Annotated in this window: 16 protein-coding genes; 7 read left to right on the top strand and 9 right to left on the bottom strand. The window is 67.8% G+C overall.

All coding sequences use genetic code 11. From position 1 onward, the window contains the following. Positions 1-120 precede the first annotated feature (120 nt). Complete coding sequence (locus tag ACZ6ZD_RS27005) at positions 121-912, top strand: helix-turn-helix domain-containing protein (RefSeq protein ID WP_465676707.1); 792 nt, start codon at positions 121-123, stop codon at positions 910-912. Between the two features lie 65 nt (positions 913-977). Here ACZ6ZD_RS27005 and ACZ6ZD_RS27000 read toward each other — a convergent pair whose 3' ends face one another. The 5 genes from ACZ6ZD_RS27000 to ACZ6ZD_RS26980 are packed head-to-tail and all read right to left on the bottom strand — an operon-like array spanning position 978 to position 4,799. Continuing rightward, positions 978-1,190 carry a hypothetical protein gene (locus ACZ6ZD_RS27000; RefSeq protein WP_465676706.1) on the bottom strand — a complete coding sequence of 71 codons (213 nt, stop codon included), beginning with the start codon at positions 1,188-1,190 and terminating at the stop codon, positions 978-980. A 35-nt stretch (positions 1,191-1,225) separates the two neighbouring features. Then, positions 1,226-3,103, bottom strand: a complete 1,878-nt coding sequence (locus ACZ6ZD_RS26995; protein ID WP_465676705.1) for an ABC transporter ATP-binding protein — start codon at positions 3,101-3,103, stop codon at positions 1,226-1,228. Positions 3,104-3,152: 49 nt separating this feature from the next. Further along, on the bottom strand, positions 3,153-3,593 hold the full coding sequence (locus ACZ6ZD_RS26990) for a S24/S26 family peptidase (RefSeq protein WP_465676704.1): 441 nt from the start codon (positions 3,591-3,593) through the stop codon (positions 3,153-3,155). A gap of 59 nt (positions 3,594-3,652) precedes the next feature. After that, positions 3,653-4,219 carry a peroxiredoxin family protein gene (locus tag ACZ6ZD_RS26985; protein WP_465676703.1) on the bottom strand — a complete coding sequence of 189 codons (567 nt, stop codon included), beginning with the start codon at positions 4,217-4,219 and terminating at the stop codon, positions 3,653-3,655. Positions 4,220-4,223: 4 nt separating this feature from the next. After that, on the bottom strand, positions 4,224-4,799 hold the full coding sequence (locus ACZ6ZD_RS26980; RefSeq protein WP_465676702.1) for a MauE/DoxX family redox-associated membrane protein: 576 nt from the start codon (positions 4,797-4,799) through the stop codon (positions 4,224-4,226). Between the two features lie 392 nt (positions 4,800-5,191). On the opposite strand from ACZ6ZD_RS26980, the gene ACZ6ZD_RS26975 reads away from it, so the two are divergent. Beyond that, the gene (locus tag ACZ6ZD_RS26975) at positions 5,192-5,737 is read left to right on the top strand and encodes a hypothetical protein (protein ID WP_465676701.1); all 546 of its coding nucleotides are present in this window, start codon (positions 5,192-5,194) and stop codon (positions 5,735-5,737) included. A 31-nt stretch (positions 5,738-5,768) separates the two neighbouring features. Here the strand turns inward: ACZ6ZD_RS26975 and ACZ6ZD_RS26970 are convergent, their stop codons facing one another. Continuing rightward, positions 5,769-6,344 carry a hypothetical protein gene (locus ACZ6ZD_RS26970; RefSeq protein WP_465676700.1) on the bottom strand — a complete coding sequence of 192 codons (576 nt, stop codon included), beginning with the start codon at positions 6,342-6,344 and terminating at the stop codon, positions 5,769-5,771. 23 nt (positions 6,345-6,367) lie between these two features. Here ACZ6ZD_RS26970 and ACZ6ZD_RS26965 point away from each other — a divergent pair, with 23 nt between their 5' ends. Continuing rightward, positions 6,368-9,187 carry an AfsR/SARP family transcriptional regulator gene (locus ACZ6ZD_RS26965; protein ID WP_465676699.1) on the top strand — a complete coding sequence of 940 codons (2,820 nt, stop codon included), beginning with the start codon at positions 6,368-6,370 and terminating at the stop codon, positions 9,185-9,187. Between the two features lie 572 nt (positions 9,188-9,759). Here the strand turns inward: ACZ6ZD_RS26965 and ACZ6ZD_RS26960 are convergent. Next, entirely contained in the window at positions 9,760-10,173 is a 414-nt protein-coding gene (locus ACZ6ZD_RS26960) for a hypothetical protein (RefSeq protein ID WP_465676698.1), read from the bottom strand. A 351-nt stretch (positions 10,174-10,524) separates the two neighbouring features. On the opposite strand from ACZ6ZD_RS26960, the gene ACZ6ZD_RS26955 reads away from it, so the two are divergent. Beyond that, positions 10,525-10,653 carry a hypothetical protein gene (locus ACZ6ZD_RS26955; protein WP_465676697.1) on the top strand — a complete coding sequence of 43 codons (129 nt, stop codon included), beginning with the start codon at positions 10,525-10,527 and terminating at the stop codon, positions 10,651-10,653. Between the two features lie 178 nt (positions 10,654-10,831). On the opposite strand, the gene ACZ6ZD_RS26950 is transcribed toward ACZ6ZD_RS26955, so the two are convergent. Together ACZ6ZD_RS26950 and ACZ6ZD_RS26945 are read right to left on the bottom strand one after the other, a co-directional pair. Beyond that, entirely contained in the window at positions 10,832-11,233 is a 402-nt protein-coding gene (locus ACZ6ZD_RS26950; protein ID WP_465676696.1) for a hypothetical protein, read from the bottom strand. A gap of 23 nt (positions 11,234-11,256) precedes the next feature. Continuing rightward, positions 11,257-12,612: an APC family permease gene (locus ACZ6ZD_RS26945; RefSeq protein WP_465676695.1), complete on the bottom strand. Its 1,356-nt coding sequence runs from the start codon at positions 12,610-12,612 to the stop codon at positions 11,257-11,259. Positions 12,613-12,754: 142 nt separating this feature from the next. On the opposite strand from ACZ6ZD_RS26945, the gene ACZ6ZD_RS26940 reads away from it, so the two are divergent. The 3 genes from ACZ6ZD_RS26940 to ACZ6ZD_RS26930 all read left to right on the top strand — a co-directional run bounded on the left by ACZ6ZD_RS26940 (position 12,755) and on the right by ACZ6ZD_RS26930 (position 23,473). Continuing rightward, positions 12,755-12,976, top strand: coding sequence for a hypothetical protein (locus tag ACZ6ZD_RS26940; RefSeq protein WP_465676694.1), 222 nt, complete (start codon positions 12,755-12,757; stop codon positions 12,974-12,976). A gap of 532 nt (positions 12,977-13,508) precedes the next feature. Beyond that, complete coding sequence (locus tag ACZ6ZD_RS26935; protein WP_465676693.1) at positions 13,509-17,309, top strand: LamG-like jellyroll fold domain-containing protein; 3,801 nt, start codon at positions 13,509-13,511, stop codon at positions 17,307-17,309. 26 nt (positions 17,310-17,335) lie between these two features. Further along, on the top strand, positions 17,336-23,473 hold the full coding sequence (locus tag ACZ6ZD_RS26930) for an RHS repeat domain-containing protein (protein ID WP_465676692.1): 6,138 nt from the start codon (positions 17,336-17,338) through the stop codon (positions 23,471-23,473).

Raw genomic sequence — 23,473 nt, 5'->3', positions numbered from 1 at the left:
CTTTCGCCCTTGTGGCAAGCGGCTCTCGCCGCCCGGGCCCTGGTCGGGCGGCAACTCTCACCCGAGCTGAGCGGATGGCGGCGGGCCGCGCGGCCACGCCTCCGTCCGCCGGCGCTGCCGTTGCTCACGCTGATCACACCGGACGGCAGGTTCCCCGACTTCTTGACGCCCTTCACGGAGCCGGGCCTCGAGCAATCGATCGAGCAGTTGATCGACACGCCGGACGACGTACTGCGTGCCGAACTCGAGCCGTCGTTGCCGACAACTCCGCATCCGTTCTTGCAGGGCCTGGCGGCCGGCAAGGCCACGGCCCGCCGCGCACTCGGCAGCGCGATCCGTGCCTTTCACCAAGATGTTCTGAGACCGACCGCCGCCGAACTGACCGGCCGCCACAGCGCCGACCTGGCCCTCAGAGCGCAGACCCTGATGAAGTCGGGGACGAGCGAGCTCTTGACCAGCCTGCACCCCACCATCAGCTGGGAGGGCCGGACGCTGACGATCCGCGGGACCAACGACTACGAGCTGCAGCTGGCGGGTCGCGGCCTCGCGCTTCAACCGTCGCCTTTCACCACCAATTGCATGATCCACAACGTGCCCGGCCATCGGCCGATCCTGATCTATCCCGGTGCCCGGTTGTCGAGCGCCGCCGGCAGTCCGAACACCATCGCCGACGCGCTGATCGATCTCGTCGGCCGGACCCGGGCGACCGTGATCCGTGGTCTGACGGTCCCTGCCAGCACGACCCAACTGGCCCGCCGGCTCGAGATCTCGCCGGCGTCGGCATCGGAGCACTGCACCATCCTGCGCGGCGCCGGGCTGATCTCCACCTACCGCCACGGTGGCACCGCCCTCCACACACTGACCCCGTTGGCACACCAGCTACTGAGCCGGCTCACGGGCCGGGAGCGTTGACGGCCAGCACGAACCGCCACGGCACCAGGGGCAGAGCCCTGGGCACGTGGCGGTCCGTCGTCACCTCAGCACTTGCCGCGAATCTCCAGGTGGCAACGGCCGTTGTGGTCCCGGCAGTAGCGCTGCCAGAACATCGCACTGGTGCCGACCAGGCAGCAGGCCCAGTTTCCGCAACTCGGCGTGGCAGGGCAGTTCGGGCACCCGGCGGCGGCCGCCTCGGCTTTCGGTACGAACAGACTGAGTGTCCGGTCCGCGACTCGTTCAAGAAGCTTGATCACAGTTCTCTCCTTCTTCGGTGTCCGGGAACAGTTCGTCACCTGTGCGGTGACAGATCATCGAGCGGCGACGGACCGGTGCCGTCGTATCCGCTGGCTTGTAAGGCGAACAGGCGGGCGTACGCCCGGCCGGATCGCACCAGTTGGTCATGAGTGCCCGCTTCCGCGATCCGGCCGCCGGACAGGACGACGATGCGATCCGCGTCCCGAAGGGTGCCGAGCCGGTGCGAGACGAGCAGGCTGGTCCGGCCGCGGCGAAGGGCCCGCAACCGTTGGTGCAGGCGGTGCTCGGCCTCGGCGTCGAGTCCGGCGCTCGGCTCGTCCAGGACGAGGAGATCGCGGTCCCGCCGCATCAGCGTCCGCGCGACCGCGAGCCGTTGCCACTGTCCGCCGGACAGCGAGGTATTTCCGTCCGGCGAACCGTCGTCCGCCTCCAGGCTGAACACCCGGCTGAGTAGCGTCTCGTAGCCGCGACCGAGGGCTTGGATGGCGGCGTCGGCGCCGGCGTCCCGGGCCGCCGTCTCGATCCTGGAGCGATCGTGGAGCGCATCGAGATCCCCGAGGCCGATGTTCTCGGCGGCTGTCAGGTCGTAGCACATGTAGTCCTGGAAGAGCACGCTCAGCCGGCGCCGCAACTCGGTGACGGGGACCTCGCGGATGTCCACGCCGTCCCAGTGGATCGACCCACGGGTCGGGTCGTAGAAGCGGCAGAGGAGCTTGATGAGAGTGCTCTTTCCCGCCCCGTTGAGACCGACAAGGCCGACGGTCTGGCCGGCCGAAACGGTCAGATCGATGTCCCGCAGCACCCAGGGCAGCGCGTCGTCGTACCGGAACCAGACCCCACGCAGCTCGATCCCCTGGCGAAGCGCCGGCAGCGGTCGTGGATCGGCCGCGCGTTCGAGGTCGTCGGGCAGGCCGACGACCAGACGGTGGTATCCGAACATGAGCAACGCACGGTGAGCGCCCGCAAGACCCGCGACCAGCCCGGCCAGGGCACCTTGCGTACCGGCGACGGAAGCGATGAAGGCCGCCAGGTCACCGAGGCTGAACCGGCCGGCACCGGCCGCGCCGATCATCCAGGCGAGGCCCGCCGCCGAGATGACCGCTCCGAGCAGCGCCAGCCCGCCCTGGACGGTCGCGGCTCGCCGATCCAACCGGCGCTCGCCGTCGTTGATCCGGTCGATGGTGCCGGCCAAGCGCCGGCCCAGGAAGCCCCCGAGGCCGAACAGCCGGACCTCGGTCGCTGCCGGCAGATCCGTCATGAGCGAGCTGTAGAACACCTGCCGCCGGTTCTCCGGGGTGAGGCTGAACAGCGTTGTGGTGGTGCTGGCCGTGAGGCGGATCTCGGCGATGATCGCCGGTACGGCGGCCAGCACGAGGACTCCGGCCATCGCGGGGCTGATCGCCGCGAGAGTCAGCAGCAAGGTCACCGCTGTGATGACGCTCCGGGTGATCTCGAACAGGCCGATGGTGGCGGGAGCGATCGAGTTCCCGGTGGTCCGGCCGGCCATCTTCAACTGATCGAGGAATCGTGGCGCCTCGAAACGAGCCAGGCCGGAGAACCCGTTCACCGCGGTGAAGAGCTCGGTTTCCAGCGCGCGGCTGATGCGGCGCGTCAGCTCACCCCTCAGGTAGCCCGAGCCGTGAGGCTCAACGGCGATCAGCAGACCGACCACGACCAGCCCGGCGGTCGAAGGCAACAGAGCGTCGGCAGACCCGCCGGCCGCGATCGTGTCGACGACCGACTTGGTGAGCACGGCAACGGCCGCAGGCAGGGCGCCAGCAACCACGGTGAGGATCAGGAGACCGCCGCAATGCACTCGGCCGGCTCGTAGGCACAGCTTCAGCGCGGCGAGGAGGTCGGCCGGCCGAATCGGCGGTTGTTCGCCCTGGGATGCCGGCCCGGGAGCATTCATGCTGACCTCCGGAGTTCGGCCGTTCGACGGTGGAATCGAGGAGCAGACGTCACGTTCGTGGTCGGTCGCGGCGGTGCCGACGTCCTGCCACGGGTCGCAGGACGACGCCCAGTACGGAGTCCGACCGGTAGTACCCGCGCTGCCGGGAATCGTGGCTGGCGAGCGGATTGTCCCCGAGCAGGACCAGACAGCCGTGCGGTACGACGGAGCCGGGCAGCAGCGCTGCCACGCCGTCCGGTACCGGCTCGCCCGGTACCGCACGAACGCGCTTGATGATCCATGGCGGATCGTGGAGTCCTTCGGCGGTACTCGGGTTGGCTACCACGACGACTTGGCCCGACCGAACGTCCGTCGGCCTCGTCCGTCGGACCAGCACCACGGCGCCGTCGTGATGAACCGGTTGCATGCTCTGTCCGACCACCGTGATCGCGACGAACCTGCGCCGGACGAGGAGAAGCGCCACAGTGAGGAGCGCCGGAAACAGCAGCACGAAGGAGACAGTTCGATGTGGCCGGACGCCGCGAGCCGGCGGGATGCCGCACGGTCGCATCACCCCATCGCGGCCGGCCGTCGAAGCCACCGCTGTTGCGAGAGCTGAAGGTCGGCGGCACTGTTGCCCTGGCGGACGATTCGGCCCTCCTCGACCACCGCGAAGGCTGGGAATCCCCGAACGCCGAAGACGCTGCCGGTGAGCGGCCCGTCGTCGGTTTCGCGAACGACCTGGGCCACGGCGGTCAACGCGCCGACGTACCCCGTCTCGGTGTCGTCGCCGACCACTACCGCGAGGACAGCTGCCCTGGGGTCGCCGAGACTTCGTAACTCGTCGACGAACAGCGGCAGTTGAGTCGTGCAGGCGGCGCAGCCGGGTGCGAAGAAGCCCACGACATACCGCGAACCGAGCGCGGTGCTTGTGACGTTCGAACCGTCCACCGTCTCGGCAGCGAAGTCGGCGAGACCTTCACCGCCTCCCGGCGTGAACAAGTCGGCGGTCGCGCCGCCCAGCCGGCTCAGCTGCTCGGTGTGTTCGCGCAGTCTGCGAATCACTCCGAAGGTGAACAGCAAATTGACCACAGCGACAAGCCCGACGAGGACCACCATGGCCGTCATCATGATCATGATCTCAGCTCCTCAGCGCTGGTGACGACGGTCCGAACAACTCGGTCACGTCATCGATACGGATCAGCAGAACCGCTGACAGGCAGCCGGTTGACGCGGCCAGCAGCAAGCCGCCCGGCGGCGCCGGTACGGCGGGATGTCGTAGGACGATCAGAGTCCACAGTGCACCGGCCAGCACCAGGATCAGGTTCCGCACCAGGTGCCGGCGCCGCAGCGGTTGCGCCTGCGTGCTGAAACAGGCACAGCTGACCGGACGTCCGCGCCGAAGGTTCACCGCCACTCCCGCGGTGAAGGCGATGAGCACCAGCGTGGCCGCGCCGGCGGCGATCAGCCTGGTCGTAGGGGAAAGTCCACCGGCCACTGATCGAACAGCGACCCACCACAGCAAGAAGGCGAGAACAACCTCGACGCCGCTGAGCAGTGCTGCCGCCGCGACGGTCCATCGCCGCGGCACAACGCCCCAGCCACGCAGAACCGCGGCGAATGCCCGCTGCGCGCGCCGATTGCGCACCTTGGCACCGGCCGAGACAGTCAGTACGACCGCAAGCAGTGCGTTGATTCCGAACTCGACGGATCTCATGACGCCTCCGACGCCTGACCTACCTGTCTCAGCACAAGGCGCACTCGCCTTCTGAGTGAGGCAGCAGTCTCGCCAACGAATCTGCCGCGGCGCTGTCCTCGCACTGCCGCTCCCGCCTCATCCCCCTCGCCAGTTGTCGTTGTACAGCCTCAGTTCTCGACTCATCGACTCACGACTCATACGCACAGCCTGGTAACGCTCAGCTGTTCACGGCGAGCTCTTTCGGCTGTGCCCGAAGAACTCGACAAGAAGTTGAACTGAGTTCGTCGGTGAGGAGTTTGCCGGTCGTTGCCTGGCATCGCGACAGAAATGCGGCAGATTGGCGGCAGAGCGAGGAGCGATGATGCGTAAGGACTCGTTGTCCGAACCGAGATTGACAGAACAGGACGCCAATGACTGCCGACGCGCTTGACGATGCTCCCGTACGGCGCTGGCCGGCGTACGCGATCGCCCTCGGTGTCGGCCTGTTCTGCCTTGTGGTGCTGGGGATCGCAGTCGGTGAGCAGGTGATCACCGACAAGCCGCTGACCAGCGACGGGCTCGTCGCCATCGGCGCGACGATCCTGAGGATCGTCACCATCGCCATCGCCCTGGCGGCAGTGCACAGCTGGGGGCGGATCGTTCCCGCTCGCCTGCTGTCGATGGCGCTGTGGGCCGTCGCCTTGGGACAACTGGCCTATCCGATCGCGGAGACCGTCGTCAAAGCAGCGATTCTGCTCGGCTTGATGGACCCCCTCGACAAGGGCATCAGCAACATGTCGTCCGTCGGCTGGTTCAACTTCGGTGCGGCCTGGCTCGTCTGGGGTGTCCCTGGTTGCCTGTTCACGATTCTCGCCGTCGACCACCGCCGGCGGCTCCAGCTCTCCTGGCTCTGGGCGCCCGCCGGTGCGGCCGGCGGCGTCGCAGGCTTGGCCGCGCTCGGCTTCCTGATCAGCTGATCAGGAGTCGGCCCGATGGGGACCTCCGCCGTCACAGCCGCTCGAAGCGGGCGATCGAGCGGTAGTCGCCGAAGGCCGGGACCGGCTCCCAGTTGGCGGTCATCGGGACGTCGGTGTGGTCGGTGGTTTCCAGGACGCCTTCCGCTTTGTTCTTCACCACTCGGCGTACTGAGCCGTCTTCGCGGTAGGTCACGGTCTCGTGGCACGACGAAGCCGACAGGCGCAATCCCGGCTGATCGCTCGGATAGGTCCACAGGTGAACGCGGGTGAGAAAAAGCTTGTCCGGCGACTGCTTCATGAAGGTGTACTCGGCCACCTTTCGGCCGGGATCATCGAGGAAGCTCACGACGACCACACCGGTCTTCCTCACCGCGGTGACCAGAACCGGCGAGGTGATTCCGGGTCGGGGCGGCATGATCGCGGTGTACTCCTCCCCCGCGGCGTCCCTGGCCCGCGCCTCGTCCTCGGTCAATAACACCCCGGGTACGCCGTCCGCGGAATTCCATTTGAAACAGTATTCGATCATTGACCAATCTTTCTGGGCAGTACCGCCAGGAGCTCCGCCGATAACATTGCTGACGGCAAGTTTATTGCCGGTCAAGGCCATCGAGACGTCGCTATCATGCTGGAATGAGTGGTCTTCGGATACGTCTGCTGGGGGTCTTCGAGATCTCCGTCGACGATCGCGTGGTCGTGGTGCGCGGCGTCACCTTGCGGTCGTGTCTGGCCTTGATGGCGGTGAACCCCGGGCGCGCGGTGCCCGCGGAGACCCTGATCGACACACTCTGGGCGGAGCGGGAGCCGAAGAACGTCAGGGCCGCGCTGCACTCGATGATCGCCAAACTCCGTCAGCTGCTCGGCCCGACCGCGATCGTCCGCGATCACAACGGCTATCGCCTCGACGTCGCTCCTCCGCAGGTCGACGCTGTGCACCTGCTGACGCTGCTGGACGAAGCGGAACGAACCGGCGACCGGGAGCTGCTGGACCAGGCCCTGGCGCTGTGGGGCGAGCCGTTCGTCGGGGGCATCGTCTCGTCGATCCGGCAAACCCATGGCGCGCTGCTGATCGAGCGCTACCTGCGCGCTCTGGAACACCGGATCGACCTCGACCTCGCGGCCGGAAGCACCCGAGGAATCTGCGAGGAGCTCCAAACCCTCACCCGCGTCCACCCGCTGCGGGAGTCGTTGTGGCTGCGCCTCCTGAAGGCGCTGGTTGCCGAGGGGCGACGACCGGAGGCGCTCGACCAGTACGAGCGGATGCGGGTCCAGCTGGCCGACGGCCTCGGCATCGATCCTTCCACCGAGCTGCGAGCCATGCACCTGCAGCTGCTGGAGGACGAGCCTGTCGACTCCGGGCACCCGGTGCGGGTCGCCGATGACCCGTACGCCGGACTCCGGGCGACCACTCGCGATGAGCCGGCGGTGCTGGACCAGCTGTCGGTGCCTCGGCAGCTCCCGTTGGATCTTCGGCGATTCGTCGGCCGTGAAACACAGCTGGAGGCCTTGACCCGGCTGCTCCCCGCCCAGTCCGATTCGGCGCGCCTGGTCGTTCTGCACGGTGAGGCAGGCGTTGGAAAGACCAGCCTGGCCGTTCACTGGGCTCATCAGGCCAAGGAACAGTTTCCCGACGGTCAGATCTTCCTCAGTCTTCGCGGGTACGGGGCGTCCGAACCGCTGGACCCCGGGACCGCGCTCGACACGATCCTGCGCGGTCTCGGGGTGCCCGGTCCGCGGATCCCCCAAGATCTGGAGTCGCGGAGCGCGCTCCTGCGTACCGAGCTCTCCTCCCGCAGGCTGTTGCTGATCCTCGACGACGCGCGCAGCGCGGATCAGCTCAGGCCGCTGCTTCCTGGGTCCTCGGCCTCTGTGCTCGTGACGAGCCGAAGCCGGCTGAGCAGTCTCACTGTCCGGGATGGTGCGGAACAGATCACAGTGCCCGCCCTCGACGGCCCGGAGGGCAAACATCTGCTTCGCCGACTGATCCAGACCCATCCGATGGACGAGCAGACGCTCGACGAACTGGTCCGGCTCTGCAGCGGGCTGCCGCTCGCCCTGGCGATCACGGGCGAACAACTGAATCGGCACCCTGACGAGGCAGATCCGGTCGTGGAACGTCTGCGCAATCAGGTCGAACGAATCGACGCCCTGAGCAGCGGCGACAGCCCGACCACCGACGTCCGGGCAGTGCTGTCGTGGTCGTACCAGACGCTCGACACGGACGCCGCCTCGATGCTTCGCACCCTGGGCGCGACCACGGTGGAGCCCCTGCGGCTGCCGGCGATCGCCGCGTTGACCGGCTTACCGGTCGGCGATGCGCGTCGAACGCTGGGCGTGCTCACCGATCTCCATCTCGTGCACCAGGTCAACTCCCAGCAGGTCAGACTCCACGACGTCATGAGGGCCTACGCGCGGGAACGATCAGAAGCAGAGGACGGGCCAGAGATCCGGCGAGCTGCCGCGAACCGCCTGGTCCACTGGTATCTGGCGACCGCCGAAGTGGCCCGCGGTGTCGAGCTGGGCCCCCGGCTGCTCCCGGCGATGCCGTCGCCGGCATCGATTCCGGAGCCCCTCTCGCTGGTCACCACCGAGGAGGCCCGCGCGTGGTTCGAAGGCGAGCGGCGTACTTTGATCGCCCTGGTCGTCGAGTCCGCCGATCGCGGTGAGCACGAACTCGCGGTGCGGCTCGCGATCACGCTGTGGAACGACCTGGAACGCAGTTACGCGCTGACCGACAGTCGTCTGGTCCAGGCGACCGCTGTCAGTTCGGCCAAGCAGTCCGGTGATTCCCTGCTGCTGGCCGTCGCGCTCAATCAGCACGGTGCGACGCTCGGCATGGCCGGCGAGCTCGATGCCGCTGCCACCACGCTTCAGGAAGCACTCACGCTGTTCTCCGACCACGGTCACCCGTACGGCGAACGCATGACGCGCGGCAACCTCAGCATCGCGCTGCGGCTCCTCGGACGCCCCGACGAGGCCGTCGAGCAGCTGCAACTGGCTCTCGCCGGATCGGTGGACGTGATGCAGGAGGGAACCCTGCGGAACAACCTGGCGATGACGTACCTGTTCACTCATCAGTACGCCGAAGCAGTCGCCTCGGCGACCGAAGCGATCCGGCTGCACCAGCTGGCCGACGACGAGCGAGGGACGGCGTACGCGACGGACACACTGGGGCGCGCGTTCAAGGCCCTCGGCGAGCTGCACCCGGCGGCGGCCTCATTCGCCGAAGCAGCGCGCTTGAACGAGCAGCTGGACAACCACGGCGGCCTGTCCGGCACGCTCGTCCTATTGGGCGAAACCCAGCTCGAGGCGGGTCTGATCGCCGAAGGTCGCGCAACGCTCCTTCGAGCGCTCCGCGCTCTCCAGACCTCGGAACCGTCCGAAGAGTGGCGCCAGGACCGTGAACAGCGCATCCACGAACTGCTGGCCGGTCTCGAAGCGACCGAACACTGAAAGACCGACAGGTCGGGGCCCTGGTGAGGCCTCGACCTGCCGGTCCGGACCGTTCCGAAGCCGCGTCCGGCAGGGAGAGGCGCGCCGGAAGACATCTACGAAGCGGTCAGCTCAACAGATGCTGGTTCCTCGACCGGTCCGGTCCGTGAAACCAGTCGCGGGGCCCCGCCCTTCGATCAGACCGGGGACCCGCTGGGGGGGACTGCAGTCACAACATACTGCTGCGTTCTGTCGCGGAACTGTTGTCGTGAGTGCCATCCCGACAGGTTCTCCGGACGGCACGAAAGAACAACCGCAGGCCGGGTACAGAGCGCCGGTGAATCATGGGAACCGCGGCTGCCGCAATCCTCTTCGGCTGGGTCAGAGCCGGGCCGGCGATTGCCGCCGTGCGACCTCGGTCGGCCCGGTCAACCTGGCGGATGGTGCGGGCCGACCGAGGTCCTCGCTGCCTGTTCGGCGCTGCTTCACGGTGCGCGACACCTCGGCGCGCAGAGCGGCGTTCGCCGTCTCCGCGGCACCCTGGACCGCCGTCCCGCTCGTGGGCACGGCGAGTAGTTCGGACGGTGCCGGTTCTAGTGCTCGATCTTGTCGATGCTGGCGATGTAGCCGCCGGGCGTCCACAAGTGCGCCTTTCCGTCCGACGGGAACCAAGCCGACCGAACCTGCCGGCAGGAACCAGGCCCGCATGTTGTCGCCAGCAGCCTGAATTCTGCCGTCGGGGCGTTGTACGGGCAGTAGCCCCACGCGGTCTTGCCGTCGCCTTTGATCCCTGCGTAGCAGCCGTAGGGGTCAGGTGATGCAGCAGCACGCGCCGAGGACATCAGATCAGCGGATGCCGCAGCGGTCGCAGCACTCGATGCGCCGGCCGGCTGAGCGGACAGAGCCGCCGCAGCCAGTAGAACTGCACCGCCGGTACTCAGCAGCGCGCGTCGGCGTCGGCGACGCATCCCCTTGAGTTGCGTCAGGAATCGCGGTTCGTGAATCATGTCGGCTCCTCTCGGGTCCTCGCTTGGCAGTCGAGGACTCCGTCGAGCAGCGTCCCACCCGCCGCTGTCCTGGGCCTGCGACATCTCTGTCGCGCCTTGCGAGCATCACGTGACAGGACGTCAGCACAGGACGGGCTTTGGCCGTGTAGCGGTTCGCTACCCCTCGAGGAAAGTACGACGACAGCCCCACCACAGGTGAACCTGTTCCCCTGGCACGGGACCGGCCGGACCTGGCAGGCGTTCGTCGCTGAGAAGACCGCACAGTGAAGGCCGGTCGGAAAGGCGCCGTGGATGGTCCGGCCGCACAGCAGTGTCAAACAACCCGACAGGGCAGCGGGAAAGGATCAGAAGATGACCGACGTGAGTGAGTACGTCGTCAACCGCGCGGACGGGCGCGACGACGGCGAGGACTGGACCGAGGACTACGAGGCCGTGCACATCCACGCCAACGCGACGTTCGAGACGGAGTGGCTGGAGTAGTTCGCTGTACACCGCCCTACTACCGGCTGACCATCGACCGGCGCGATGACCTGGAAGCGACCGTCCTGCTGGAGGTGCTGGTTCCTTCGGATCTTCCTGTGTCCTCGACCACGATGACGGGCTTCCGGAGCTTGTCGCGATCGTCGACCACTTGACGGGACGTCGTGGTGTCCGAGGTTCAGCCGCCGGAGCTTCCTTTGCCGGCTTTGCCGAAGCCGCCGCGCGCGATCGTGCCGATATTGCCGCCCTTGGTGGACAGGCCGCCGCGCTGGATGGTTGCCGTGCCGCCGGAGGCGTTGCGCAGGTTGGAAGTGGTGTAGCTGCCGTCCCCGGTGTTGTAGCGGCCGCCGACCGGCGGGACCAGGAGACCGCCGCGGGTGGCCATGTAGAACCAGAAGAAGCCGGCCCCGGAGCCGCGATACTCGCGCTCGTCCTTGCACTCGTCGTCGTCCGTCCGCTGCTGCGTCTGCGGGTCGACGCAGATCGCCGCGTAGTCGGCCGTGTCGCCGTCGTTGCTGCAGCCGGTCAGCGAAGCGGCGACCAGTGCGGTCAGCCCGAGCGTGACACCGGCACTACGCATCCGCCTGATCGGTCCTGATGGCGTCATACCCTGCCTTCCCCCTCGGCAGGCGGCTTCATCGAGTACATGATCAGCGCGCCCACCACCATGGTTGCACCCACCACAACCAGGGGCCCGGTACCCACGTCGGAGACAGCCAGTACCAGCACCGCGGCGAACGACGCCGCCGCGAGCACCGGGACGACTACTCGTTGCAGCACGCGGCCCTTGAGGTGGCCGGTGAAATACACCGGTACGGCGATCGCGGTGGCGAGGTAGTAGAGCGACACCAGCACGGAGACGGCCCCGACGGCGTCGGCCAGTACTGCGTCCGAGACAAGAACCAGGGTGACGTAGATGACCACGCTGGCCGCGGCGAAGACGATGGTGGACACACTGGGCGTCTGGAAGCGAGTGGAGATCCGCGCGAATTGTCCCGGGAACGCGTCGCGCCGGGCCATCGACAGCATCGTCCGGGCGGTCGGCAGGATGGTCGTCTGGGTCGAGGCGAGCGCGGAGACGAGGACCGCGCCGATGAGCAGCTTGCCACCTGCGGTACCCAGCAGGTCGTTGCTGAGGACCGAGAAGAAGTCGTCGTCCGCGATGCCGGCCAGTGCGCCGACACCGGCGTAGGCGAGCGCGGACCAGGCGACCACGGCGTACAGGACGATCAGGAAGCCGTTGGCGACCAGGGCTGCGATGGCCGGAGTGCGGCGCGGGTCGCGGGTCTCCTCGTTGACGCTGAACGACGAGTCCCAGCCCCAGTAGAGGAACACCGCGACCAGTACGCCGACGGCCCACTTGCCGTCGCCGGTGTTCGTCGCGAGGCTGAGGGTATTCGCCTCGCGGAAGGCGTTGACGGCGAACCAGAGCAACGCAACGACCTCGACGGTCAGCAGGACTGCTTGCGTCCAGGCAGCGATCCGGATACCGCGGTAGGCGAGCACCGCCATCACGGTGATGAACACGGCCCCCAGGGCGGCCTGTGCCGGGCGGGAATCGACCACACCGTCCAGGTCGAGCAGCACGAACGTGTAGACCGAGGCGACCTGGGCCAAGTTGCTCATGACGAGTACGCAGGCCATCACCGTGGTCCAGCCGACCATGCGGCCGACTCCGATTCCGAACGCCTTCTCGGTCCAGGGGAACGTCGTTCCGCAGTCCGGCTCGGTCCGGTTCAGCTCGCGGAAGCAGAGCGCGACCAGGACGACCGGCACCGCCGAGAGTGCCAGCACGACCGGAGCGGCAGTACCGACGTACGCGGCGAGCAGTCCGACCGCAACGGCCAGCGAGTACGCCGGTGCGGACGAGGAGATCCCGATCGCGGCGGACGTTCCCAACCCGAGCGCGTCCCGCCGCAGACTGCGCCCCCGGGACCGTGAATCAGCAGTTGTCGTCATCGTGCCCTCAGGGTGCCATCCCAATTGCCATGACGAAGTCTGCCCCGCCGGGCCCGGTCGGCGCTGCACGGATGGCCAGTGATCGACGAGCCGGCGACCTTGCGGACTGTTAGGTTTCGGTCACCGAATGAAAGGATTCAAAATGCGTGGACGGGTAGCAGTTGTAGCGGCGGCCGGGATGGTTTTCGCGTCGCTTGGTGCGGGCACGGCGAGTGCCACTGTGACGGAGAAGTACTACGGCGGGTACCGGGATCAGGGGACCTGTGAGTACTGGCGTGGCGCTGTCGATCCGGGTCTCGCGCACAGCGACCCGTGTATGTACAACCCAGAGGCGGAGCGCTGGGGGTTCTGGCACAACGTGTAGTCCCCTGGTTCTGAGGTAGTTGCCGTGTGGGGGGTTGTCAGGTTGTTGTGAGCGTTTTGAAAGGGGGTGGCTTTAGCTTCGGGGCGGTGGTGGTGGGCGCCATCGATTCTGAGGTGAGTTCCTGGGGAGGGGCGTCATGCTGCGAGGTCTTCATGTACTGGTTGCGCTTTCGGCTGCGTTGGGCTTGACGGGTGGATTGGCGGCTGTGGAGCCGGGTGGTGGGGGCGCGGGTGCGGCTCAGGTGAGTGGCGGGACGGGGTATGGGCCGCAGGATGAGCAGTTCGCGGCGGTTGCTCGGGCTCGGCAGAGTGGGCAGCGGGTTGAGGTGGTTGGCCAGCGGGGCGAGTCGCGGCAGGTGTTTGCGCAGCCGAACGGGATGTTCGCGATGGAGCTCAGTGCGGAGCCTGAGCGCGTCAAGCGGGGTGGACGTTGGGTTGCGATCGACACCAGCTTGCGGAGACAGGCTGACGGTTCGGTCGCGCCCGGTGCGAGCGCAACACCGGTTGTCTTTTCGGGTGGTGGAGGCGGGGCGATGGTCCGCCTCGGCGACGGGGATCGGCGGCTCGAGCTGACGTGGCCTGGGCGGTTGCCGGTGCCGAGCCTGGACAAGAACGTCGCCACGTACCGCGAGGTTCTGCCGGGCGTTGATCTTGAGCTGACTGCCGTGGCCCAGGGCTTTCTGCAGGTTCTCGTGGTGAAGACACCGGCTGCGGCGCGGAGCGAGCGGTTGGCGCGGCTCGGCTTCGGACTACGGACGGCGGGTCTGGCCGTCTCCAGCGACAAGTTCGGGTTGTCGGTCAAGGACGCCGCCGGCAAGACCGTGTTCGCGGCGTCGAAGCCGAACATGTGGGATTCGCCCGATCCGGCGAGCATGCAGAGCGAGCAGGCTTCGGCGTCCGGCGCCCGCCGGGCGGTCGGCCGGGTCGAACTCGGCGACTCCCAGCTGACTGTCGTACCGGACCGGAGCCTCCTCACCGATCCGGAGGCGAGGTTTCCGATCCGGATCGACCCCAACTTCTTCCCGCCGGGCGCCGGCTGGACCAAGGTGTTCTCCGGACATCCGGGGATGTCGTACTGGAACGGCTCGAACGACGATCCGCTCGGCAAGGTCGGTTACTGCGGCTGGGACGGCTGCGCCGGGATCGGAACGGCCCGGTCGTTCTGGCAGTTCGACATCACCGCGCTCCGCGGAGCTCAGATCCACGGCGCCGAGCTGAACCTGCACCTGGCCTACTCCCCCAGCTGTACGCCGAGGCCGTTCGAGGTCTGGCAGACGAACTCGATCGGGCCGGGTACTACGTGGAACAGTCAGCCGGCCGGCTGGGTGGGGCCGCTGGCGGTCCCCAACGTCGCGCACGGGTACAGCGCGTCGTGCCCGCCGAACAATGTCGGTATCCCGGCCCGGCAGTCGATCGTCGACAAGCTGGCGGCAGGTTCGGCGCACGCGACCTTTATGGCGAAGGCGGTCAACGAGAGTGACCGTAACCAGTGGAAGAGGTTCGACGCGGCGGGCCTGGTCGTGCAGTACAACTGGCCGGCGACGAAGCCGACCGGCCTCCGGGCCAAGGCCGCGCAGGGTCCTGGCCTGGGGTGCGCCGACGACCCGGGTAAGGCCTTCACGTACTCCGCCACACCGACTCTGCAGGCTCAGGTCTCCGACCCCGACCGCCAGAACGTCAGCCTCGAGTTCGAGTGGCACAACTGGGGCACCGGCGCCGTCGGCCGGGTGACCACCAAACCACATGCCCACGGCACTGTGGCATCGGCGACGATCCCGGCCGGTCAGTTCCAGGACGGCAGCCGGATCGGCTGGCGAGTGCGCGCAACGGATGGCATCTCGTACCAGGGGCAGCTCGTGTGGAGCGCCTGGGCGCAGTGGTGCGGACTGACGGTCGACAGCCGGCCCCCGGGGCGGCCGGGACTGACGTCGACCGACTACCCAGAAGGCCAGATCGCCGGCTACGTGGGAAAGACCGGCGCGTTCCAGGTCACGTCGTCCGACCCGGACATCATCGGCTTCCAGTGGAGCCTGAACTTCCAGGATCTGCCGATCGTCGATCTGACGTCGCCGTCGTTCGTCCGCGCCACGAACGGGACCGCGATCGTCCGCGCGACCCCGCCGCGCGACGGGCCCAACGAGCTCTATGTGCGTGCGGTCGATCGTGCGCTCAACGTCTCCGCCCCGTACCAGTTGCCGAATCCCGACGGCGGCTGGTTCCCCGGAGGCTTCCGGTTCCGGGTCGGCTCGGCGACTCCACCGCCGGTTGGGCACTGGCCGCTGGAAGGCGGGCGCTTCACCCCATCGGCGCCCGACGTCACGGGTGGCGGCCGCCACGGAGTGGTCAGCGGGATGGAGCCTGGCGGCGGCTCCCGGTGGATCGCGGGACGCGACGGTGACGGACTGCGGTTCGTGAGCACGGAATCGGTGACAACGACCGGCGGCCCGCCGGTCGACACCGCCGGCACGTTCTCGGTCACAGCCTGGGCGCGCATGGACCGGCTGGCCGGATACCCCTCGGTGGTCTCGATGGACAGCAAGAGCACCCCGGGCTTCCAGCTTCAGGCGACCCCGCAGGGCAATTGGGCGTTCGCGATGTTCGCCTCCGATGTCGCCGGCGGCGGTGCCCGGCACGACCGCGTGGTGTCGCCTTCGAGCGTTCAGCTCGGCGTCTGGACGCATCTCGCCGGTGTCTACGACGCCGGCGCACAGCAGCTCCGCCTGTACGTCAACGGCGCCCTGGCGGCATCGGGGACGCACCCCGGCGGGTTCACGGCGACCGGGCCGCTGACGATCGGTCGTTCGATGTGGAACGGGCAGCAGGTCGATTTCTGGCCGGGCTCCGTGGACGACGTACGGGTCTTCGACCGCATGCTCGCCGACCGTGAGATCGGCACGCTCGCCAACACACCGTCGTCCGAGGAGGTGTTCCTGCCGTTCGACGAGGGCTCCGGGACGGCGGTCAACGATGTCTCCGGCAACTACCGGAACGGCAAACTCGTGACCGGTGCTACCTGGGGTCTCGGTACCGTCGGCGACGGCGCGGTGGTGCTCGACGGCATCGCCGGCGAAGTCCCGACCGCCGCGCAGGCCGTGCGCACAGACCGGAGCTTCACGGTGACGGCACGCGCGATGCTGGACGCGACCAGCACGAAGGCGCAGACCATCGTCAGTCAGGACGGTCCGCTGTCGTCCGGCTTCTCCTTGCAGTACATACCAACCGCAGGGCAGGCGGCCGGACGATGGGCGGTGTTCCTCTCCCCTGCGGACTCGGCCGCACCGGCCTGGATCACCGTGCAGTCCGCCGCCGCGGCGCGAGCCGGTGAGTGGACGCACCTGAGTGCGGTCTACGACGCGGCCAAGGGTGAGTTGCGGCTTTACGTGGACGGCGTCGAGCACGTCGTCGCGGGACGCCCGAGTGCGCACGTCGGCGGCAATCTGGTAGTCGGGCGGGCCAAGCAGAACAAGGCCGCCGTGTCCCGGTTCGACGGCGCGGTCGACGACCTGCATGTGTACGCCGGGGTGCTGACCAGGGAGCAGATCCAGGCAGACGCGTTGAGCCCGGTCACCGCACGTCTCAATGTCTACGCCGGTCAGTTCAGCCGTTACGTCAGCCGGGACGGCGCCGGGCACTTCTTCACCACCGGCCCCGTCCCCCCGGACATGCGGTTCGAAGGGGTGCTCGGGATGCCCGCGGAAGAGGGCGAACCCGACACCCGGATGATCTACTCCTGCCGGTACGACAAGGGGCAGTTCTCCTCCGCGGATCCCGCCTGTGAGGGACGTACGAATCTCGGCGAGATCGGCCTGCTCTACAAGAACCCGCCCGCTGATCTCCCGACGATCCCGATCTACCGATGCGTGGTACCGGCGACGGGCGATCACTTCAACACGACGGACGAAGGCTGCGAAGGCGAGCAGCACGTCTTCGAGGGACTGCTCGGACATGCCGCGGCCTACCGGCAGCTGATCCGCTACGAACAGGGCCACGGCTCCAACGAACGGACGACGACCACGGCCGCCGCCGGCCCCGGCTACCGGCCGGAAGGCGCGCAAGGGATCGTGACGATGATGCCTCTTGCCGACGGCGTCGCGCTGTACTCGTGTGCCGACGGCGCCGACGAGTTCGTCACCGACGACGCCACCTGCGAGGGGAAGACGAAGCGCCACTGGATCGGTGACGCCTGGCCGGAACCGCCCGCCTTCGCGCGGGAGTCCAGCCGCCTGTTCGCCTGCGCGGTCACGGCCACCGGCGACCGATTCACCTCGCTCGACGCGCAATGTGAGGGCGAGACCGTTCAGCGGCCGCTCGGCTACGTCATCACCCGTCGCTAGTTTCCACCACGCAAGGAGATCCTGTGATGGCGATGCATCGCTCTGCTGTCCGTCGAGCCCTGACCCGCTGGCTCGCCGTCGGCCTCAGCGTCGTGCTGGTGGCAACCTTGGTCCCACAGGTGTCAGCCGCGCCGGCCGCCGCCAAACCGGTGGTGCCGAACACCCCCGCGTTCGACAAGCCGGTCCCAGTCACCCCAGTGCCGGTCAAGGCGCAGCCGTCCAGCGCCGCACCCGAGTCAGGTGCGGCGCCGGAGGTCCTCTGGCCCGCTCCGGGTGTTGCCGAGGTCGATCTCGGTAACACCCGGACGATCTCGACGACCGCTCAGGCCGGTGGGCTACCGGTCCGGCTGGCGCGGACGACGACGGCTCGTGGCAAGGTGCCCCCGGCGTCGGTCCGAGTCGAGTTGCTCGACCAGAAGGCAGCACGCGCGGCCGGAGTCAACGGCCTGCTGCTTCGGGTACGCCGTACCGACAACGTCGCCGCTTCCTCGCCGGTCGAGCTCACTGTCGACTACTCGTCCATCCGTCATGCGTTCGGCGCGAACTGGAGCGACCGGCTGCAGATCGCTCGGCTGCCCTTCACCAGCCTTCGCAGCGTGAACGATCGGACGGCGAGCACGTTGACGGCGCAGGTGACGGCCTCGGCGCAGGACACGACGTACGCCGTCACCGCGGGAGTCTCCGGCGGGAAGGGCGACCACGGCGCCACTCCCCTCGCGCTGACCGGAACCTGGCAAGCCTCAGGCCAGACCGGCGAGTTCAACTGGAGCTACCCACTCCGTGTCCCCGAGACTCCCGGCGCGCTGTCGCCGCAGCTGAGCGTTTCGTACTCGTCCGGTGCGGTCGACGGACGGACCGCGTCCACCAACAACCAGCCCTCCTGGCTGGGCGAAGGCTTCGATCTTTGGTCCGGTTCGATCGAGCGCTCGTACAAGAGCTGCTCCGACGACAAGGGCAACAACGGCACCCAGCCCACCGGGGACCAGTGCTGGTTCTCCGACAACGCGACGATGTCCTTGGCCGGTCATTCCGGACAGCTCGTGCGCGTCGGCAGCACCAGCACCTACCGCTTGGCGAAGGACGACGGCACGAAGGTCGAGCGTCTCCACGGCACGGCCGACAACGGCGACGAGGACAAGGAGTACTGGAAGGCCACTTCGCCGGACGGTACGCAGTACTTCTTCGGTCTGCACCAGTTGCCCGACGGGCAGACGCCGACCAACTCGGCCTGGGCCGCTCCCGTCTTCGGCAACCACGCCGGAGAACCGTGCTACGAACCGGCGTTCGCGGCCTCGATGTGCCGGCAGGCGTACCGCTGGAACCTGGACTACGTCGTCGACAAACACGGCAACACCGTCAGCTACTACTACCAGAAGGACAAGAACAAGTACGGGCTCAACAACGGCAAGACGGCGACCGAGTACGACCGGGGCGGGGTGCTTCTGCGTGCCGAGTTCGGCACCAGGGCAGGGACCCGCTATCCCAGCGGCGGGCCCGCGAAGGTCGTCTTCGACACCGCCGAACGCTGCTTGACCACCACGTGTGCGCAGCACAAGCCGACGGACTACCCCGACGTCCCGTTCGATCTGGAATGCAAGACGGCGACCTGTAGCACCGTGGTGTCGCCGACGTTCTGGACGACGAAGCGACTGGTCAAGATCACCACGTACGCCGGAGCCCAGGCCGTGGACGAATGGACGTTCAGCCACAGCTTCCCCGCGCCCGGCGACGGCTCGCGGGCGGCATTGTGGCTCACCCAGATCGGTCATGCCGGCCTGGTCGGCCAGCGGCAGTCCGTGCCGGCCGTGACGTTCTACGGCCAGGCGATGGAGAACCGCGTCAACTCGAACTCCGACACGGCGCCGCCGATGCCGAAGTACCGCATCACCGGCATCAAGAACGAGTTCGGCGGCTACGTCACCGTCAACTACCACCCCACGAACTGCGTACCGACGGCGCTGCCCAAGCCGGAGCAGAACTCGTTGCGCTGCTTCCCTGTCCACTGGGCGCCTGAGGGCGGTTTGCCCTTCGACGACTGGATGCACAAGTACGTCGTGGCCAGCGTCGTACAGCAGGATCTCGTCGGCGGCTCGCCGAGCGAGGTCACGTCGTACGACTACCTCGGCAATGCCGCCTGGCGCTACGCCGACAACGAACTGGTCGAACCGAAGAGACGCACGTGGTCCGAATGGCGAGGCTACGCGCGGGTCGTGGTCCGGCACGGCAATCCGGCCGAACCCGGCACGCCGGAGTCCAAAGCCGAGTACCTCTACCACCGAGGCATGAACGGTGATCGGCTGAACCCCACCGGCGGAACCCGCCCGCCGGTCTCGCTCGTCGACAGCAACGGCGGCGCGGTGCTCGACGACGACCAGCTCAACGGCCTGGTCCGCGAGAAGATCACCTACAACGGAGTCGGAGGCGCGGTCGTCGGCAGCGCGATCACCGACTACTGGCAACGTGGGCCGACGACGACGCAAGGTGCGCTCAAGGCCTACATGGTCGAGACCGGCGGTGTACTCGACCGGACCGCCCTGCCGAACGGCGGCTGGCGCAAGAGCCAGGTGACCCGCTCGTACGACGAGTACGGTCAGGTCACTCAGATCGACGACAAGGGCGACCTCGCCACAAGCACGGACGACGAGTGCACCCGCACCTGGTACGCACACAATCCGACAGCGTCGCTGCTCACCTTGCCGAAACGTACGCAGACCGTCGCCACCTCGTGTTCGGCAACTGCGGTGTTCCCCAAGGACGCGGTCTCCGACGTCCGAACGTACTACGACGGCAGCACCGCACTGGACGCACTCCCGTCCAAGGGCAACGTGACGAGAGTCGAGCAGCTCGCCGACCACAACCAGAGCCAACCGGTCTACGCCCAGTCGACCAGGACGTCGTACGACGACTACGGCCGGCCGCGCGACACCTACGACGCGCTCGATCGCAAGACCACGACGACCTACACCGAGGCCGCGGGCCTGACCACGAAGATCGCCGTCAAGAACCCCCTCGGCCAGGAGACGACGACCGAGCTCGCGCCGGCCTGGTCCGAGCCGATCAAGTCCACCGATCCGGCGGGCGGCGTCACCGAGTTCGCGTACGACGGGCTCGGACGTATCACCGGCACCTGGCTGCCCGGGCGCTCCAAGGATCGCAATGACGGCGCGAATCTGCGGTACGCCTATCTGATGCGCAACACCGGGCCGAGCGCCGTCTCGACCGAAACGTTGCGAGCCAACGGCAACTACGTCACCAGCCACGCCTTGTACGACGGCTTCCTCCGGCCCAGACAGACCCAGTCTCCCGGCTGGGGCACGGACGGCCGCCTCGCCGGGCGAGCGATCACCGACACCGTCTACGACTCACGCGGCATGGTTGCCAAGGACAACGGCCAGTACTACGCCGAGGGAGTTCCGGGCACGTCCCTGGTCGCGGCCGGTGACAACAACATCCCGAGCCAGACGATCACGACGTACGACGGCGCCGGGCGAGAGATCAAGACCGCCTTCCGGTCGAACAACGTCCCGCAGTGGGAGTCAACCAGCGAACACCGAGGTGACCACACGAAGGTCACCCCGCCGCCCGGCGGCACGGCGACCACGACGTACTCCGACGCCGACGGCCGCGTCCGCGCGCTCCATCAGCACCGGGGTCCGACACCGGACGGTCCCGCCGACATCACGACGTACACCTACGCAAAGAGCGGGCAGCTCGCGACCGTCACAGACCCGGCCGGCAACCAGTGGCGCTACACCTACGACCTGCGCGGACGCCGGGTGGCCGTGCAGGACCCGGACCGCGGGGCCTCGACCTCGACCTACGACGCCGCCGGGCAACTGCTGACGACAACTGACGCACGCGGACAGACTCTCGCCTTCGAGTACGACGCGATCGGCCGCAAGACCAAGGAGCTGCTCGGGTCGGCGACCGGACCGGTCCGTGCGGAGTGGAAGTACGACAGCCTGCGCCCGGGACTTCCCGTCTCGAGCACGCGGTACGAGAACGGTCATCCCTACAAGACCGAAGTCACCGAGTACGAGGCCGCGACGAACCGGCCGCTGGGAGAAAAGGTCACCATTCCCTCGGTGGAGGGCGCGCTCCAGGGCGAGTACGTCACCAGCATGACGTACCGGCCGGACGGCAGCCCAGCCTCGTTACGCCTGCCCGGCACGGGCAATCTCGCGGCCGAGACGCTCACCTACACCTATGACGATCTCGGCCTGGTCCGGACGCTCGGCGGTAAGTCGGCCTACGTCACCGATACGTGGTACACGCGATTCGGCGAGCCGTCGTTCCTGTCGATGGGCGAGGCCGGTTCGAAGGTGTGGAGCTCGCGCACGTACGACCCCGCGACCCGGCGGCTGCAACGTGCGCAGACCGAACGCGAACGAAGCCCGGGTGATCAGGTCAGCGACTTCCACTACACCTACGACACCGCCGGCAACGTCACGTCGATCGCCGACCGGCCCGAAGGCGGCGTCTCCGACATCCAGTGCTTCGACCACGACTACCTGTCCCGCATGGTCGAGGCCTGGACGTCGACCGCGGCCTGCGCGGCGGCACCGACGCCGGCGACGATCGGCGGCGCTTCGGCGTACTGGACGTCGTACGGCTACGACACCACCGGGAACCGCACCGGCGAAACGCTGCACGGGCTCGGCGGCGCGGCCGACACCACTCGCGTCTACACCTACCCGGACGCGGGGCAACCACAGCCGCACGCGCTGACCTCGGTCACGACGTCCGGCCCGGGTGGGTCGAAGACTGACTCCTTCCGCTACGACGCGACCGGGAATCAGCAAGAGCGCAAGCAGGCCGGGGCGACGCAATCGCTGGGCTGGGATCCGGCCGGCCGGCTCAGCTCGTCGACCGCGCCGGGCGGCGCGACCACCACGATCGCGTACGACGCGGACGGCGAGCGGCTGCTCCGCCGCGATCCGGACTCGACCACCTTGACCCTGGGCGCTCAGGAGTTCGAGCTCAACCGCGCGACCGGCACGGTGACCGGTACCCGGTTCTACGCGCACGGCGAGACAGTCGTCGCAGTACGGTCCGGCGCCGAGCTGTTCTGGCAGGTCGAGGACCATCACAGCACCGCGACGTCGATGATCCGGGCGGACACGCTCGCGGTGACCAGCCGGCGGTTCACGCCGTTCGGCGACGTACGGGGCGCCGCACCGGCCGCCTGGCCCGACGAGCGCGGCTTCGTCGGCGGAACCATCGACTCGTCGATCGGGCTGACCCGGCTGGGAGCACGCTCGTACGACGCCGCGCTCGGCCGGTTCATCTCGGTCGATCCGATCATCGACCACCACGACCCACAGCAGATGAACGGGTACGCGTACAGCAACAACAACCCGGCGACGCTGAGCGATCCCGACGGGCTGTTCCCGGACTGCGGCTGCCCGTCGGACGCCTACGGCTACGACAACGTGCTGCACAACGCCGACGGGTCGCTGCTGAGCGAGTCCAACGCGAACAAGTTCCTGTCGCCCTCGCAGAAGGCGAAGTGGAAGTCGAAGGTCAAGCGCAAGACCGAGGCCAAGAAACGCAAGCAGGAGTGGGAGCGCAAGATCCGGGCGGCGGGGTACACGCCCGAGGAGTACGAAGAGGCGAAGAAGCTCGAGCAGAAGTCCGTCTTCGACGTCGTGATCGAGGCCGGCGGCGCGATCCTGTCGGAGTTCCTGGGCATCGAGGACATCAAGGGCTGTTTCGGCCGCGGCAACCTCGGGTCGTGTATCTCGATGGTGATCAACGTGATCCCCTGGTCCAAACTCTTCCGCGTCGGCGAGCTGATCGGCGCGGTCAAGAAGGCCTGGGGCGCGGTGACGCATCATCTCAAGCGAAAGTCCGCAACCGCCGGCGCGCTGAAAGCCGGCCGGAAGGCGGACGACGACCTGCCACCCGGCGGGCAACAGGCCGAGAGCGTCGAGGAACAGACCCAGGACGTCGCCAACAACATCAGAGACGAACGCACGCGAGCGGAGAACAACGCGAAAGCTGTCAAGGAGACCATCGCAACGACGACCCAGGATGTTTCGAGCTCGCCGGTGACCCCAACTGGAATCTCGGGCCCGGCGGATCCCGGTGGAGTAGCCGTCACTGTTGTGGCCGTCGTCGGTCTCGGGATCAAGCTCGGTTGGCAGCGGTGGAGATCACGCTGA

This window comes from Kribbella sp. NPDC104218 (assembly GCF_055584105.1).
This window is presented reverse-complemented; position numbering and strand designations above follow the sequence as displayed.

Excerpts from the sequence above, each read along its gene's own strand:
- ACZ6ZD_RS26985 (WP_465676703.1), bottom strand. The coding sequence starts at position 4,219 with ATGATCATGATGACGGCCATGGTGGTCCTCGTCGGGCTTGTCGCTGTG.
- ACZ6ZD_RS26980 (WP_465676702.1), bottom strand. The coding sequence starts at position 4,799 with ATGAGATCCGTCGAGTTCGGAATCAACGCACTGCTTGCGGTCGTACTG.
- ACZ6ZD_RS26970 (WP_465676700.1), bottom strand. The coding sequence starts at position 6,344 with ATGGCCTTGACCGGCAATAAACTTGCCGTCAGCAATGTTATCGGCGGA.
- ACZ6ZD_RS26940 (WP_465676694.1), top strand. The coding sequence starts at position 12,755 with ATGCGTGGACGGGTAGCAGTTGTAGCGGCGGCCGGGATGGTTTTCGCG.
- ACZ6ZD_RS26965 (WP_465676699.1), top strand. The coding sequence starts at position 6,368 with ATGAGTGGTCTTCGGATACGTCTGCTGGGGGTCTTCGAGATCTCCGTC.
- ACZ6ZD_RS26960 (WP_465676698.1), bottom strand. The coding sequence starts at position 10,173 with ATGATTCACGAACCGCGATTCCTGACGCAACTCAAGGGGATGCGTCGC.
- ACZ6ZD_RS26975 (WP_465676701.1), top strand. The coding sequence starts at position 5,192 with ATGACTGCCGACGCGCTTGACGATGCTCCCGTACGGCGCTGGCCGGCG.
- ACZ6ZD_RS26930 (WP_465676692.1), top strand. The coding sequence starts at position 17,336 with ATGGCGATGCATCGCTCTGCTGTCCGTCGAGCCCTGACCCGCTGGCTC.
- ACZ6ZD_RS26945 (WP_465676695.1), bottom strand. The coding sequence starts at position 12,612 with ATGACGACAACTGCTGATTCACGGTCCCGGGGGCGCAGTCTGCGGCGG.
- ACZ6ZD_RS26955 (WP_465676697.1), top strand. The coding sequence starts at position 10,525 with ATGACCGACGTGAGTGAGTACGTCGTCAACCGCGCGGACGGGCGCGAC.
- ACZ6ZD_RS26995 (WP_465676705.1), bottom strand. The coding sequence starts at position 3,103 with ATGAATGCTCCCGGGCCGGCATCCCAGGGCGAACAACCGCCGATTCGG.
- ACZ6ZD_RS26935 (WP_465676693.1), top strand. The coding sequence starts at position 13,509 with ATGGTCCGCCTCGGCGACGGGGATCGGCGGCTCGAGCTGACGTGGCCT.
- ACZ6ZD_RS26950 (WP_465676696.1), bottom strand. The coding sequence starts at position 11,233 with ATGCGTAGTGCCGGTGTCACGCTCGGGCTGACCGCACTGGTCGCCGCT.